At 51.2% G+C, this 11,210-nt stretch carries 24 protein-coding genes and 1 pseudogene; 24 read left to right on the forward strand and 1 reads right to left on the reverse strand.

The features are described 5' to 3' along the window. From tuf to bfr, 3 genes and pseudogenes are all read left to right on the forward strand, one after another. Positions 1–265: pseudogene (tuf, locus tag KHQ23_RS20230) on the forward strand (elongation factor Tu); the annotation flags it as partial. 180 nt (positions 266–445) lie between these two features. Further along, positions 446–640, forward strand: coding sequence for a bacterioferritin-associated ferredoxin (bfd, locus tag KHQ23_RS20235; RefSeq protein ID WP_004152415.1), 195 nt, complete (start codon positions 446–448; stop codon positions 638–640). 73 nt (positions 641–713) lie between these two features. Then, complete coding sequence (gene bfr / locus KHQ23_RS20240) at positions 714–1,190, forward strand: bacterioferritin (RefSeq protein WP_002919971.1); 477 nt, start codon at positions 714–716, stop codon at positions 1,188–1,190. Here the strand turns inward: bfr and KHQ23_RS20245 are convergent. Then, a complete protein-coding gene (locus KHQ23_RS20245) occupies positions 1,174–1,659 on the reverse strand; it encodes an A24 family peptidase (RefSeq protein ID WP_211776954.1) in 486 nt (161 codons plus the stop codon). The genes bfr and KHQ23_RS20245 overlap by 17 nt on opposite strands. A gap of 383 nt (positions 1,660–2,042) precedes the next feature. Here KHQ23_RS20245 and rpsJ point away from each other — a divergent pair, with 383 nt between their 5' ends. The 21 genes from rpsJ (at position 2,043) to rplO (ending at position 11,206) form a co-directional block, all read left to right on the forward strand. Next, on the forward strand, positions 2,043–2,354 hold the full coding sequence (rpsJ, locus tag KHQ23_RS20250; protein ID WP_001181005.1) for a 30S ribosomal protein S10: 312 nt from the start codon (positions 2,043–2,045) through the stop codon (positions 2,352–2,354). 32 nt (positions 2,355–2,386) lie between these two features. Next, the gene (rplC, locus tag KHQ23_RS20255; RefSeq protein WP_002919796.1) at positions 2,387–3,016 is read left to right on the forward strand and encodes a 50S ribosomal protein L3; all 630 of its coding nucleotides are present in this window, start codon (positions 2,387–2,389) and stop codon (positions 3,014–3,016) included. Between the two features lie 10 nt (positions 3,017–3,026). Next, a complete protein-coding gene (rplD, locus tag KHQ23_RS20260) occupies positions 3,027–3,632 on the forward strand; it encodes a 50S ribosomal protein L4 (protein ID WP_002919794.1) in 606 nt (201 codons plus the stop codon). Continuing rightward, positions 3,629–3,931, forward strand: coding sequence for a 50S ribosomal protein L23 (rplW, locus tag KHQ23_RS20265; protein ID WP_000617546.1), 303 nt, complete (start codon positions 3,629–3,631; stop codon positions 3,929–3,931). The genes rplD and rplW overlap by 4 nt, the downstream gene beginning before the upstream one ends. Before the next feature lie 17 nt (positions 3,932–3,948). Continuing rightward, on the forward strand, positions 3,949–4,770 hold the full coding sequence (gene rplB, locus KHQ23_RS20270) for a 50S ribosomal protein L2 (RefSeq protein WP_002919786.1): 822 nt from the start codon (positions 3,949–3,951) through the stop codon (positions 4,768–4,770). Between the two features lie 16 nt (positions 4,771–4,786). Next, entirely contained in the window at positions 4,787–5,065 is a 279-nt protein-coding gene (rpsS, locus tag KHQ23_RS20275; protein WP_001138115.1) for a 30S ribosomal protein S19, read from the forward strand. 14 nt (positions 5,066–5,079) lie between these two features. Further along, a complete protein-coding gene (rplV, locus tag KHQ23_RS20280; protein WP_002919773.1) occupies positions 5,080–5,412 on the forward strand; it encodes a 50S ribosomal protein L22 in 333 nt (110 codons plus the stop codon). 17 nt (positions 5,413–5,429) lie between these two features. After that, on the forward strand, positions 5,430–6,128 hold the full coding sequence (gene rpsC / locus KHQ23_RS20285; protein WP_002919766.1) for a 30S ribosomal protein S3: 699 nt from the start codon (positions 5,430–5,432) through the stop codon (positions 6,126–6,128). A gap of 12 nt (positions 6,129–6,140) precedes the next feature. After that, positions 6,141–6,551: a 50S ribosomal protein L16 gene (gene rplP, locus KHQ23_RS20290; protein ID WP_002919759.1), complete on the forward strand. Its 411-nt coding sequence runs from the start codon at positions 6,141–6,143 to the stop codon at positions 6,549–6,551. Continuing rightward, the gene (rpmC, locus tag KHQ23_RS20295; protein WP_002919754.1) at positions 6,551–6,742 is read left to right on the forward strand and encodes a 50S ribosomal protein L29; all 192 of its coding nucleotides are present in this window, start codon (positions 6,551–6,553) and stop codon (positions 6,740–6,742) included. Before rplP ends, rpmC begins: the two co-directional genes overlap by 1 nt. Next, the gene (gene rpsQ / locus KHQ23_RS20300; RefSeq protein WP_002919751.1) at positions 6,742–6,996 is read left to right on the forward strand and encodes a 30S ribosomal protein S17; all 255 of its coding nucleotides are present in this window, start codon (positions 6,742–6,744) and stop codon (positions 6,994–6,996) included. The genes rpmC and rpsQ overlap by 1 nt, the downstream gene beginning before the upstream one ends. Positions 6,997–7,161: 165 nt before the next feature. Further along, positions 7,162–7,533, forward strand: a complete 372-nt coding sequence (rplN, locus tag KHQ23_RS20305) for a 50S ribosomal protein L14 (RefSeq protein WP_002919748.1) — start codon at positions 7,162–7,164, stop codon at positions 7,531–7,533. A 10-nt stretch (positions 7,534–7,543) separates the two neighbouring features. Continuing rightward, complete coding sequence (gene rplX / locus KHQ23_RS20310) at positions 7,544–7,858, forward strand: 50S ribosomal protein L24 (protein WP_000729185.1); 315 nt, start codon at positions 7,544–7,546, stop codon at positions 7,856–7,858. A 14-nt stretch (positions 7,859–7,872) separates the two neighbouring features. Further along, on the forward strand, positions 7,873–8,412 hold the full coding sequence (gene rplE / locus KHQ23_RS20315) for a 50S ribosomal protein L5 (protein WP_001096200.1): 540 nt from the start codon (positions 7,873–7,875) through the stop codon (positions 8,410–8,412). A 14-nt stretch (positions 8,413–8,426) separates the two neighbouring features. Continuing rightward, positions 8,427–8,732: a 30S ribosomal protein S14 gene (gene rpsN, locus KHQ23_RS20320; RefSeq protein WP_002919667.1), complete on the forward strand. Its 306-nt coding sequence runs from the start codon at positions 8,427–8,429 to the stop codon at positions 8,730–8,732. Positions 8,733–8,765: 33 nt separating this feature from the next. Further along, positions 8,766–9,158: a 30S ribosomal protein S8 gene (rpsH, locus tag KHQ23_RS20325; protein WP_002919665.1), complete on the forward strand. Its 393-nt coding sequence runs from the start codon at positions 8,766–8,768 to the stop codon at positions 9,156–9,158. Between the two features lie 12 nt (positions 9,159–9,170). After that, complete coding sequence (gene rplF, locus KHQ23_RS20330; protein WP_002919662.1) at positions 9,171–9,704, forward strand: 50S ribosomal protein L6; 534 nt, start codon at positions 9,171–9,173, stop codon at positions 9,702–9,704. A 9-nt stretch (positions 9,705–9,713) separates the two neighbouring features. Further along, positions 9,714–10,067, forward strand: coding sequence for a 50S ribosomal protein L18 (gene rplR, locus KHQ23_RS20335; protein ID WP_000358960.1), 354 nt, complete (start codon positions 9,714–9,716; stop codon positions 10,065–10,067). 14 nt (positions 10,068–10,081) lie between these two features. Next, complete coding sequence (gene rpsE, locus KHQ23_RS20340; RefSeq protein ID WP_002919545.1) at positions 10,082–10,585, forward strand: 30S ribosomal protein S5; 504 nt, start codon at positions 10,082–10,084, stop codon at positions 10,583–10,585. A 3-nt stretch (positions 10,586–10,588) separates the two neighbouring features. Then, complete coding sequence (gene rpmD / locus KHQ23_RS20345) at positions 10,589–10,768, forward strand: 50S ribosomal protein L30 (protein ID WP_001140434.1); 180 nt, start codon at positions 10,589–10,591, stop codon at positions 10,766–10,768. Positions 10,769–10,771: 3 nt separating this feature from the next. Next, positions 10,772–11,206 (forward strand): 50S ribosomal protein L15, encoded by a 435-nt coding sequence (gene rplO / locus KHQ23_RS20350; protein ID WP_020804220.1) that lies wholly within the window; start codon positions 10,772–10,774, stop codon positions 11,204–11,206. Positions 11,207–11,210: the final 4 nt, after the last annotated feature.

The following is an 11,210-nucleotide window of genomic DNA, read 5'->3' on the forward strand; positions in this document are numbered from 1 at the left end:
TGAAGTGTACATCCTGTCCAAAGACGAAGGCGGCCGTCACACTCCGTTCTTCAAAGGCTACCGTCCGCAGTTCTACTTCCGTACTACTGACGTGACTGGCACCATCGAACTGCCGGAAGGCGTAGAGATGGTAATGCCGGGCGACAACATCAAAATGGTTGTTACCCTGATCCACCCGATCGCGATGGACGACGGTCTGCGTTTCGCAATCCGTGAAGGCGGCCGTACCGTTGGCGCGGGCGTTGTAGCTAAAGTTCTGGGCTAATTCGTTAGCTTTGAATTAAAAAGGGCGCTTCGGCGCCCTTTTTGCTGTCTGTCATTCAGCGAAAAACGGATTTTTGCTGGCTATTCATATCGTGCGTTGCGGCGGATAATGAGCAAATGGTCTATTGTAATCATAACCATTCTCATTTAATATTTGTGCATAAATTGAACGGGAGTTTCTATGTACGTTTGTTTGTGCAATGGCGTCAGCGATAAAAAAATTCGTCAGGTTGTGCGCCAGTTTCAACCGCAATCTTTTCAGCAATTACGTAAGTTTGTTCCCGTGGGAAATCAATGCGGTAAGTGTGTTCGTGCCGCGCGTGAAGTGATGGAAGATGAATTAACCACCATGCCGGAATTCAAAGAAATCGCCTGAAGTCCACGCTTCTCTTTTGACATCCCTATAGGCCGGACTACGCTTCAATGAGTGGAAGCGGAGGGACTATATAATGAAAGGTGATGTCAAAATCATAAGTTATCTCAATAAATTATTGGGAAATGAGCTAGTCGCAATTAATCAGTACTTTCTTCATGCGAGAATGTTTAAAAATTGGGGCCTGATGCGCCTCAACGATATTGAGTACCACGAATCCATCGACGAAATGAAGCACGCCGATAAGTATATCGAGCGTATTCTTTTTCTCGAAGGTATCCCTAATCTGCAGGATCTCGGCAAACTTGGCATCGGTGAAGATGTGGAAGAGATGCTGCGGTCCGATTTGAGGCTGGAGCTGGAAGGGGCGCAAAATTTGCGTGAGGCTATTGCCTATGCCGACAGCGTCCATGACTACGTCAGCCGCGATATGATGATTGAGATCCTGGCGGATGAAGAAGGCCATATCGACTGGCTGGAAACCGAACTCGATTTGATTGGCAAAATCGGTCTGCAAAATTACCTGCAGTCGCAGATCAAAGTGTCAGACTAGCCAGCGTCTGCCACCCGCACCAAAAACCCGCGGCCGCCAGGAATGGCCCAAACGGCAGCGGGTTGCTTCTTCCCCATTTGCTCTTCCTGCCGCAACTGGCGTATAAACCTGCTCCTGCCCACGCTATGCCGGCGAGTAGCGAGGCAACCAGGACTAACTGCGGCAGCAATCGCCAGCCATGCCAGGCGCCGAGGGCGGCAAGATATTTTATATCTCCATAACCCAACCCTTCATAGCAGCGGATACCGCGGTATAGCCAGTAAATCGCAGCCAAAGAGAGATAGCCCGCTATCGCCCCCCAGACGGCATCATGCAGCTGGTGCGGCGCCAGACAGAGATAAAAAAGTAAACCACTCCACAGCAGGGGACAGGTGTAACGGTCGGGCAACAGACCGTGGCGCAGATCCTGGTGGCATAATGCCACGGTCAAACCGCTATAGCACAGCAAGAAGGGGAGGGCGGCGAGCATAGTTGACCCCGCAATGATCGATGAACATTGCGTCACTATGCTCATCCTCTCCCGTTCAGCACAAAAGGCATTTTCCGGGAATGGAGCCCACAATCCGCACTCTTACTCCGCATTGCAGCCCCGTACAGTGCGCTAATGCGAAGGCGCGCAAATCCTGGTGATGATTTTCTAAACAGCACTTGCGTCGCGCCAGAATTTGCGTATAATGCGCGGGCCTGTCAAAGTTGACGGCCGGTTCAATATGAACCCTGGTAATCGCATTTGGGTTATCAAACAATGTCCCCAATCGGGGGACTATGTAAGAACGGTTACACTCTCCCATCAATCGTAATGGGTATGAGGAGTAATCATTTCGTCTATAAAATAATTGGAGCTCTGGTCTCATGCAGAACCAAAGAATCCGTATCCGCCTGAAAGCGTTTGATCATCGTCTGATCGATCAATCAACCGCGGAAATCGTCGAGACTGCTAAGCGCACTGGTGCGCAAGTCCGTGGTCCGATCCCGCTGCCGACCCGCAAAGAGCGCTTTACCGTTCTGATCTCCCCGCACGTCAACAAAGACGCGCGTGACCAGTACGAAATTCGCACTCACAAGCGTCTGGTTGACATCGTTGAGCCAACTGAAAAAACCGTTGATGCTCTGATGCGTCTGGATCTGGCTGCCGGTGTAGACGTGCAGATCAGCCTGGGTTAATCAGGTCATCGAGCGATTGAGAGGTTGAAACAATGATTGGTTTAGTCGGTAAAAAAGTGGGCATGACCCGCATCTTCACTGAAGATGGCGTTTCTATCCCAGTAACCGTAATCGAAGTTGAAGCAAACCGTGTTACTCAGGTTAAAGACCTGGCTAACGATGGCTACCGCGCAATCCAGGTTACCACCGGTGCTAAAAAAGCTAACCGTGTAACCAAGCCGGAAGCGGGTCACTTCGCTAAAGCTGGCGTTGAAGCTGGCCGTGGTCTGTGGGAATTCCGTCTGGCTGACGGCGAAGAATTCACCGTAGGTCAGAACATTAGCGTTGAACTGTTTGCTGACGTTAAAAAAGTTGACGTAACCGGTACCTCTAAAGGTAAAGGTTTTGCTGGTACCGTTAAGCGCTGGAACTTCCGTACCCAGGACGCTACTCACGGTAACTCCTTGTCCCACCGCGTTCCGGGTTCTATCGGTCAGAACCAGACTCCGGGCAAAGTGTTCAAAGGCAAGAAAATGGCAGGTCAGCTGGGTAATGAGCGTGTAACCGTTCAGAGCCTGGACGTAGTACGTGTTGACGCTGAGCGCAACCTGCTGCTGGTTAAAGGTGCTGTCCCGGGTGCGACCGGTAGCGACCTGATCGTTAAACCAGCTGTGAAGGCGTGAGGAGATAGCAATGGAATTAGTATTGAAAGACGCGCAGAGCGCGCTGACTGTTTCCGAAACTACCTTCGGTCGTGATTTCAACGAAGCGCTGGTTCACCAGGTTGTTGTTGCTTATGCAGCCGGTGCGCGTCAGGGCACTCGTGCTCAGAAGACTCGTGCTGAAATCACTGGCTCCGGTAAAAAACCGTGGCGCCAGAAAGGTACCGGCCGTGCGCGTTCTGGTTCTATCAAGAGCCCGATCTGGCGTTCCGGTGGCGTGACCTTCGCTGCTCGTCCGCAGGACCACAGTCAAAAAGTTAACAAGAAGATGTACCGCGGCGCGCTGAAAAGCATTCTGTCCGAACTGGTACGTCAGGATCGTCTGATCGTTGTCGAGAAGTTCTCTGTTGAAGCGCCGAAAACTAAGCTGCTGGCACAGAAACTGAAAGACATGGCTCTGGAAGATGTGCTGATCATCACCGGTGAGCTGGACGAGAACCTGTTCCTGGCCGCACGTAACCTGCATAAGGTTGACGTACGTGATGCGAACGGTATCGACCCGGTTAGCCTGATCGCCTTCGACAAAGTCGTAATGACTGCTGATGCTGTTAAGCAAGTTGAGGAGATGCTGGCATGATTCGTGAAGAACGTCTGCTGAAGGTGCTGCGCGCACCGCACGTTTCTGAAAAAGCGTCTACTGCGATGGAAAAAACAAACACCATCGTTCTCAAAGTTGCTAAAGACGCGACCAAAGCAGAAATCAAAGCTGCTGTGCAGAAACTGTTTGAAGTCGAAGTCGAAGTCGTTAACACCCTGGTTGTTAAAGGGAAAGTTAAACGTCACGGACAGCGTATCGGTCGTCGTAGCGACTGGAAAAAAGCTTACGTCACCCTGAAAGAAGGCCAGAATCTGGACTTCGTTGGCGGCGCTGAGTAAGTCGGAGGAGTAATACAATGGCAGTTGTTAAATGTAAACCGACATCTCCGGGTCGTCGCCACGTCGTTAAAGTGGTTAACCCAGAGCTGCACAAGGGCAAACCTTTTGCTCCGTTGCTGGAAAAAAACAGCAAATCCGGTGGTCGTAACAACAATGGCCGTATCACCACCCGTCATATCGGTGGTGGCCACAAGCAGGCTTACCGTATTGTTGACTTCAAACGCAACAAAGATGGTATCCCGGCAGTTGTTGAACGTCTTGAGTACGATCCGAACCGCTCCGCGAACATCGCGCTGGTTCTGTACAAAGACGGCGAGCGCCGTTACATCCTGGCCCCGAAAGGCCTGAAAGCTGGCGACCAGATTCAGTCTGGCGTTGATGCTGCAATCAAAGCAGGCAACACCCTGCCGATGCGCAATATCCCGGTTGGTTCTACCGTTCATAACGTAGAAATGAAACCAGGTAAAGGCGGTCAGCTGGCTCGTTCCGCTGGTACTTACGTTCAGATCGTTGCTCGTGACGGTGCTTATGTCACCCTGCGTCTGCGTTCTGGTGAAATGCGTAAAGTCGAAGCAGACTGCCGCGCGACTCTGGGCGAAGTTGGCAATGCTGAGCATATGCTGCGCGTTCTGGGTAAAGCAGGTGCTGCACGCTGGCGTGGTGTTCGTCCTACCGTTCGCGGTACTGCGATGAACCCAGTAGACCACCCACATGGTGGTGGTGAAGGTCGTAACTTTGGTAAGCACCCGGTATCCCCGTGGGGCCTGCAGACCAAAGGTAAGAAGACCCGCAGCAACAAGCGTACTGATAAATTCATCGTACGTCGCCGTAGCAAATAATTTTAGAGGATAAGCCATGCCACGTTCTCTCAAGAAAGGTCCTTTTATTGACCTGCACTTGCTGAAGAAGGTAGAGAAAGCGGTGGAAAGCGGAGACAAGAAGCCCCTGCGCACTTGGTCCCGTCGTTCAACGATCTTTCCTAACATGATCGGTTTGACCATCGCTGTCCATAATGGTCGTCAGCACGTTCCAGTATTTGTTTCCGACGAAATGGTCGGTCACAAACTGGGTGAATTCGCACCGACTCGTACTTATCGCGGCCACGCTGCTGATAAAAAAGCGAAGAAGAAATAAGGTAGGAGGAAGAGATGGAAACTTTAGCTCAACATCGCCATGCTCGTTCTTCTGCTCAGAAGGTTCGCCTTGTAGCTGACCTGATTCGCGGTAAGAAAGTGTCGCAGGCCCTGGATATTCTGACCTACACCAACAAAAAAGCTGCTGTACTGGTCAAGAAGGTACTGGAATCTGCCATTGCTAACGCTGAACACAACGATGGCGCTGACATTGATGATCTGAAAGTTGCGAAAATTTTCGTAGACGAAGGCCCGAGCATGAAGCGCATTATGCCGCGTGCTAAAGGTCGTGCAGATCGCATCCTGAAGCGCACCAGCCACATCACTGTGGTTGTGTCCGATCGCTGAGACTCTGGAGACTAGCAATGGGTCAGAAAGTACATCCTAATGGTATTCGCCTGGGTATTGTCAAACCATGGAACTCTACCTGGTTCGCGAACACCAAAGAATTCGCTGACAACCTGGACAGCGATTTTAAAGTACGTCAGTTCCTGACTAAAGAACTGGCTAAAGCGTCTGTATCTCGCATCGTTATCGAGCGTCCGGCTAAGAGCATCCGTGTGACCATTCACACCGCTCGCCCGGGTATCGTTATCGGTAAGAAAGGCGAAGACGTAGAAAAACTGCGCAAGGTCGTAGCGGATATCGCTGGCGTACCTGCACAGATCAATATCGCCGAAGTTCGTAAACCTGAACTGGACGCAAAACTGGTTGCTGACAGCATCACTTCTCAGCTGGAACGTCGCGTTATGTTCCGTCGTGCGATGAAGCGTGCTGTACAGAACGCAATGCGTCTGGGCGCTAAAGGTATCAAAGTTGAAGTTAGCGGCCGTCTGGGCGGCGCGGAAATCGCACGTACCGAATGGTACCGTGAAGGTCGCGTACCGCTGCACACTCTGCGTGCTGACATCGACTACAACACCTCTGAAGCGCACACCACTTACGGTGTAATCGGCGTTAAGGTATGGATCTTCAAAGGTGAGATCCTGGGTGGTATGGCTGCTGTTGAACAACCGGAACCGGCTGCTCAACCTAAAAAGCAGCAGCGTAAAGGCCGTAAATAAGGAGCGTCGCTGATGTTACAACCAAAGCGTACAAAATTCCGTAAAGTGCACAAAGGCCGCAACCGTGGTCTGGCGCAGGGTACGGATGTTAGCTTCGGCACTTTCGGTCTGAAAGCTGTTGGCCGTGGTCGTCTGACTGCACGTCAGATCGAAGCAGCACGTCGTGCTATGACCCGTGCAGTTAAGCGTCAAGGTAAGATCTGGATCCGTGTATTCCCGGACAAACCGATCACCGAGAAGCCGCTGGAAGTTCGTATGGGTAAAGGTAAAGGTAACGTGGAGTACTGGGTTGCCTTGATTCAGCCGGGTAAAGTCCTGTATGAAATGGACGGTGTACCGGAAGAGCTGGCCCGTGAAGCATTCGGCCTGGCAGCAGCGAAACTGCCGATCAAAACCACCTTTGTAACTAAGACGGTGATGTAATGAAAGCAAAAGAGCTGCGTGAAAAAAGCGTTGAAGAGCTGAACGCTGAGCTGCTGAACCTGCTGCGTGAGCAGTTCAACCTGCGCATGCAGGCTGCAAGTGGCCAGCTGCAACAGACTCATCTGCTGAAGCAAGTGCGTCGTGATGTTGCACGCGTTAAGACTTTACTGACTCAGAAGGCGGGTGCGTAATGACCGATAAAATCCGTACTCTGCAAGGTCGCGTAGTTAGCGACAAAATGGAGAAATCCATTGTTGTTGCTATCGAACGTATGGTGAAACACCCGGTTTACGGTAAATTCATCAAACGTACGACCAAACTGCACGTACATGACGAGAACAACGAATGCGGTATCGGCGACAAGGTTGAAATCCGCGAATGCCGTCCGCTGTCCAAGACTAAGTCCTGGACGCTGGTTCGCGTTGTAGAGAAAGCGGTTCTGTAATAGAGTACGCATTCTCGATACGGATAAACGGCTCAGCGATGAGCCGTTTATTTTTTCTACCCATATCTGGTTTGTGGTGTTATAATGCCGCGCCCTCGATATGGGGCTTTTTAACGACCCTAATTTTCGGGTCTCAGTAGTAGTTGACATTAGCGGAGCACTAAAATGATCCAAGAACAGACTATGCTGAACGTCGCCGACAACTCCGGTGCACGTCGCGTAATGTGTATCAAGGTTCTGGGTGGCTCGCACCGTCGCTACGCAGGCGTAGGCGACATCATCAAGATCACCATCAAAGAAGCAATTCCGCGTGGTAAGGTCAAAAAAGGTGATGTGCTGAAGGCGGTAGTGGTGCGCACCAAGAAGGGTGTTCGTCGCCCGGACGGTTCTGTCATTCGCTTCGATGGTAATGCATGCGTTATTCTGAACAATAACAGCGAGCAGCCTATCGGTACGCGTATTTTTGGGCCGGTAACTCGTGAACTTCGTACCGAGAAGTTCATGAAAATTATCTCTCTGGCACCAGAAGTACTCTAAGGAGCGAATCATGGCAGCGAAAATCCGTCGTGATGACGAAGTTATCGTGTTAACCGGTAAAGATAAAGGTAAGCGCGGTAAAGTTAAGAATGTCCTGTCTTCCGGCAAGGTCATTGTTGAAGGTATCAACCTGGTTAAGAAACACCAGAAGCCGGTTCCGGCTCTGAACCAACCAGGCGGCATCGTTGAAAAAGAAGCTGCAATTCAGGTTTCTAACGTTGCAATCTTCAATGCGGCAACCGGCAAGGCTGACCGTGTAGGCTTTAGATTCGAAGACGGTAAAAAAGTCCGTTTCTTCAAGTCTAACAGCGAAACTATCAAGTAATTTGGAGTAGTACGATGGCGAAACTGCATGATTACTACAAAGACGAAGTAGTTAAGAAACTCATGACTGAGTTTAACTACAATTCTGTCATGCAAGTCCCTCGGGTCGAGAAGATCACCCTGAACATGGGTGTTGGTGAAGCGATCGCTGACAAGAAACTGCTGGATAACGCAGCAGCTGACCTGGCAGCAATCTCCGGTCAAAAACCGCTGATCACCAAAGCACGCAAATCAGTTGCAGGCTTCAAAATCCGTCAGGGCTATCCGATCGGCTGTAAAGTAACTCTGCGTGGCGAACGCATGTGGGAGTTCTTTGAGCGCCTGATCACTATTGCTGTACCGCGTATTCGTGACTTCCGCGGCCTGTCCGCTAAGTCTTTCGACGGTCGTGGCAACTACAGCATGGGTGTCCGTGAGCAGATCATCTTCCCAGAAATCGACTACGATAAAGTCGACCGCGTTCGTGGTTTGGATATTACCATTACCACTACTGCGAAATCTGACGAAGAAGGCCGTGCTCTGCTGGCTGCCTTTGACTTCCCGTTCCGCAAGTAAGGTAGGGTTACTTAATGGCTAAGCAATCAATGAAAGCACGCGAAGTAAAGCGCGTGGCTTTAGCTGATAAATTCTTCGCTAAACGCGCTGAACTGAAAGCTATCATCTCTGATGTGAACGCAACCGACGAAGATCGTTGGAATGCCGTTCTCAAGCTGCAGACTCTGCCGCGTGATTCCAGCCCGTCTCGTCAGCGTAACCGCTGCCGTCAAACAGGTCGTCCGCATGGTTTCCTGCGGAAGTTCGGGTTGAGCCGTATTAAGGTCCGTGAAGCCGCTATGCGCGGTGAAATCCCGGGTCTGAAAAAGGCTAGCTGGTAATTGTCACCAATTGAATCACGGGAGTAAAGACAGATGAGCATGCAAGATCCGATCGCGGATATGCTGACCCGTATCCGTAACGGTCAGGCCGCGAACAAAGCTGCGGTCACCATGCCTTCCTCCAAGCTGAAAGTGGCAATCGCCAACGTGCTGAAGGAAGAAGGTTTTATCGAAGATTTTAAAGTTGAAGGCGACACCAAGCCTGAACTGGAACTTACTCTCAAGTATTTCCAGGGCAAAGCTGTTGTAGAAAGCATTCAGCGTGTCAGCCGCCCAGGTCTGCGCATCTATAAGAAAAAAGATGAGCTGCCGAAAGTTATGGCCGGTCTGGGTATCGCAGTTGTTTCTACCTCTAAAGGTGTTATGACTGATCGTGCAGCGCGCCAGGCTGGTCTTGGTGGCGAAATTATCTGCTACGTAGCCTAATCGGAGGAAAAAATGTCTCGTGTTGCTAAAGCACCGGTCGTTGTTCCTGCCGGCGTTGATGTAAAAATCAACGGTCAGGTTATTACGATCAAAGGTAAAAACGGCGAGCTGACTCGTACTCTCAACGATGCTGTTGAAGTTAAACATGCAGATAATGCACTGACCTTCGGTCCGCGTGATGGTTACGCAGACGGTTGGGCTCAGGCTGGTACCGCGCGTGCCCTGCTGAACTCAATGGTTATCGGTGTTACCGAAGGCTTCACTAAGAAGCTGCAGCTGGTTGGTGTAGGTTATCGTGCAGCGGTCAAAGGGAATGTAGTAAACCTGGCTTTAGGTTTCTCTCACCCGGTTGATCATCAGCTGCCTGCGGGTATCACTGCAGAATGTCCGACTCAGACTGAAATCGTGCTGAAAGGCGCTGATAAGCAGGTGATCGGCCAGGTTGCAGCAGATCTGCGCGCCTACCGTCGTCCTGAGCCTTACAAAGGCAAGGGTGTTCGTTACGCCGACGAAGTCGTGCGTACCAAAGAGGCTAAGAAGAAGTAAGGTAACACTATGGATAAGAAATCTGCTCGTATCCGTCGTGCGACCCGCGCACGCCGCAAGCTCCAGGAGCTGGGCGCAACTCGCCTGGTGGTACATCGTACCCCGCGTCACATTTACGCACAGGTAATTGCACCGAATGGTTCTGAAGTTCTGGTAGCTGCTTCTACTGTAGAAAAAGCTATCGCTGAACAACTGAAGTACACCGGTAACAAAGACGCTGCAGCAGCTGTGGGTAAAGCTGTCGCTGAACGCGCTCTGGAAAAAGGCATCAAAGATGTTTCCTTTGACCGTTCCGGGTTCCAATATCATGGTCGTGTCCAGGCACTGGCAGATGCTGCCCGTGAAGCTGGCCTTCAGTTCTAAGGTAGAGGTGTAAGATGGCTCACATCGAAAAACAAGCTGGCGAACTGCAGGAAAAGCTGATCGCGGTAAACCGCGTATCTAAAACCGTTAAAGGTGGTCGTATTTTCTCCTTCACAGCTCTGACTGTAGTAGGCGATGGTAACGGTCGCGTTGGTTTTGGTTACGGTAAAGCGCGTGAAGTTCCAGCAGCGATCCAGAAAGCGATGGAAAAAGCCCGTCGCAATATGATTAACGTCGCGCTGAACCACGGCACCCTGCAGCACCCGGTTAAGGGTACTCACACGGGTTCTCGTGTATTCATGCAGCCGGCTTCCGAAGGTACCGGTATCATCGCCGGTGGTGCAATGCGCGCCGTTCTGGAAGTCGCTGGGGTTCGTAACGTTCTGGCTAAAGCGTATGGTTCCACTAACCCGATTAACGTGGTTCGTGCAACTATCGACGGTCTGGAAAACATGAAGTCCCCGGATATGGTCGCTGCCAAGCGTGGTAAATCCGTTGAAGAAATTCTGGGGAAATAAACCATGGCAAAGACTATTAAAATTACTCAAACCCGCAGTGCAATCGGTCGTCTGCCGAAACACAAGGCAACGCTGCTTGGCCTGGGTCTGCGTCGTATTGGTCACACCGTAGAGCGCGAGGATACTCCTGCTGTTCGTGGTATGGTCAACGCGGTTTCCTTCATGGTTAAAGTTGAGGAGTAAGAGATGCGTTTAAATACTCTGTCTCCGGCCGAAGGCTCCAAAAAGGCGGGTAAACGCCTGGGTCGTGGTATCGGTTCTGGCCTCGGTAAAACCGGTGGTCGTGGTCACAAAGGTCAGAAATCTCGTTCTGGCGGTGGCGTACGTCGCGGTTTCGAGGGTGGTCAGATGCCTCTGTACCGTCGTCTGCCGAAATTCGGCTTCACTTCTCGTAAAGCGATGATCACCGCAGAGATCCGTCTCTCCGATCTGGCTCACGTAGAAGGCGATGTAGTAGACCTGAACGCGCTGAAAACGGCTAACATTATCGGTGTCCAGATCGAGTTCGCGAAAGTGATCCTGTCTGGTGAGGTAACTCGTCCGGTAACTGTTCGTGGCCTGCGTGTGACTAAAGGTGCTCGTGCTGCTATCGAAGCTGCTGGCGGTAAAATTGAGGAATAAGTAG

It is taken from the genome of Klebsiella sp. 64 (assembly GCF_018223915.1).
Classification (GTDB): domain Bacteria; phylum Pseudomonadota; class Gammaproteobacteria; order Enterobacterales; family Enterobacteriaceae; genus Klebsiella; species Klebsiella pneumoniae.

Excerpts from the sequence above, each read along its gene's own strand:
- bfd (WP_004152415.1), top strand. The coding sequence starts at position 446 with ATGTACGTTTGTTTGTGCAATGGCGTCAGCGATAAAAAAATTCGTCAG.
- bfr (WP_002919971.1), top strand. The coding sequence starts at position 714 with ATGAAAGGTGATGTCAAAATCATAAGTTATCTCAATAAATTATTGGGA.
- KHQ23_RS20245 (WP_211776954.1), bottom strand. The coding sequence starts at position 1,659 with ATGCTCGCCGCCCTCCCCTTCTTGCTGTGCTATAGCGGTTTGACCGTG.
- rpsJ (WP_001181005.1), top strand. The coding sequence starts at position 2,043 with ATGCAGAACCAAAGAATCCGTATCCGCCTGAAAGCGTTTGATCATCGT.
- rplC (WP_002919796.1), top strand. The coding sequence starts at position 2,387 with ATGATTGGTTTAGTCGGTAAAAAAGTGGGCATGACCCGCATCTTCACT.
- rplD (WP_002919794.1), top strand. The coding sequence starts at position 3,027 with ATGGAATTAGTATTGAAAGACGCGCAGAGCGCGCTGACTGTTTCCGAA.
- rplW (WP_000617546.1), top strand. The coding sequence starts at position 3,629 with ATGATTCGTGAAGAACGTCTGCTGAAGGTGCTGCGCGCACCGCACGTT.
- rplB (WP_002919786.1), top strand. The coding sequence starts at position 3,949 with ATGGCAGTTGTTAAATGTAAACCGACATCTCCGGGTCGTCGCCACGTC.
- rpsS (WP_001138115.1), top strand. The coding sequence starts at position 4,787 with ATGCCACGTTCTCTCAAGAAAGGTCCTTTTATTGACCTGCACTTGCTG.
- rplV (WP_002919773.1), top strand. The coding sequence starts at position 5,080 with ATGGAAACTTTAGCTCAACATCGCCATGCTCGTTCTTCTGCTCAGAAG.
- rpsC (WP_002919766.1), top strand. The coding sequence starts at position 5,430 with ATGGGTCAGAAAGTACATCCTAATGGTATTCGCCTGGGTATTGTCAAA.
- rplP (WP_002919759.1), top strand. The coding sequence starts at position 6,141 with ATGTTACAACCAAAGCGTACAAAATTCCGTAAAGTGCACAAAGGCCGC.
- rpmC (WP_002919754.1), top strand. The coding sequence starts at position 6,551 with ATGAAAGCAAAAGAGCTGCGTGAAAAAAGCGTTGAAGAGCTGAACGCT.
- rpsQ (WP_002919751.1), top strand. The coding sequence starts at position 6,742 with ATGACCGATAAAATCCGTACTCTGCAAGGTCGCGTAGTTAGCGACAAA.
- rplN (WP_002919748.1), top strand. The coding sequence starts at position 7,162 with ATGATCCAAGAACAGACTATGCTGAACGTCGCCGACAACTCCGGTGCA.
- rplX (WP_000729185.1), top strand. The coding sequence starts at position 7,544 with ATGGCAGCGAAAATCCGTCGTGATGACGAAGTTATCGTGTTAACCGGT.
- rplE (WP_001096200.1), top strand. The coding sequence starts at position 7,873 with ATGGCGAAACTGCATGATTACTACAAAGACGAAGTAGTTAAGAAACTC.
- rpsN (WP_002919667.1), top strand. The coding sequence starts at position 8,427 with ATGGCTAAGCAATCAATGAAAGCACGCGAAGTAAAGCGCGTGGCTTTA.
- rpsH (WP_002919665.1), top strand. The coding sequence starts at position 8,766 with ATGAGCATGCAAGATCCGATCGCGGATATGCTGACCCGTATCCGTAAC.
- rplF (WP_002919662.1), top strand. The coding sequence starts at position 9,171 with ATGTCTCGTGTTGCTAAAGCACCGGTCGTTGTTCCTGCCGGCGTTGAT.
- rplR (WP_000358960.1), top strand. The coding sequence starts at position 9,714 with ATGGATAAGAAATCTGCTCGTATCCGTCGTGCGACCCGCGCACGCCGC.
- rpsE (WP_002919545.1), top strand. The coding sequence starts at position 10,082 with ATGGCTCACATCGAAAAACAAGCTGGCGAACTGCAGGAAAAGCTGATC.
- rpmD (WP_001140434.1), top strand. The coding sequence starts at position 10,589 with ATGGCAAAGACTATTAAAATTACTCAAACCCGCAGTGCAATCGGTCGT.
- rplO (WP_020804220.1), top strand. The coding sequence starts at position 10,772 with ATGCGTTTAAATACTCTGTCTCCGGCCGAAGGCTCCAAAAAGGCGGGT.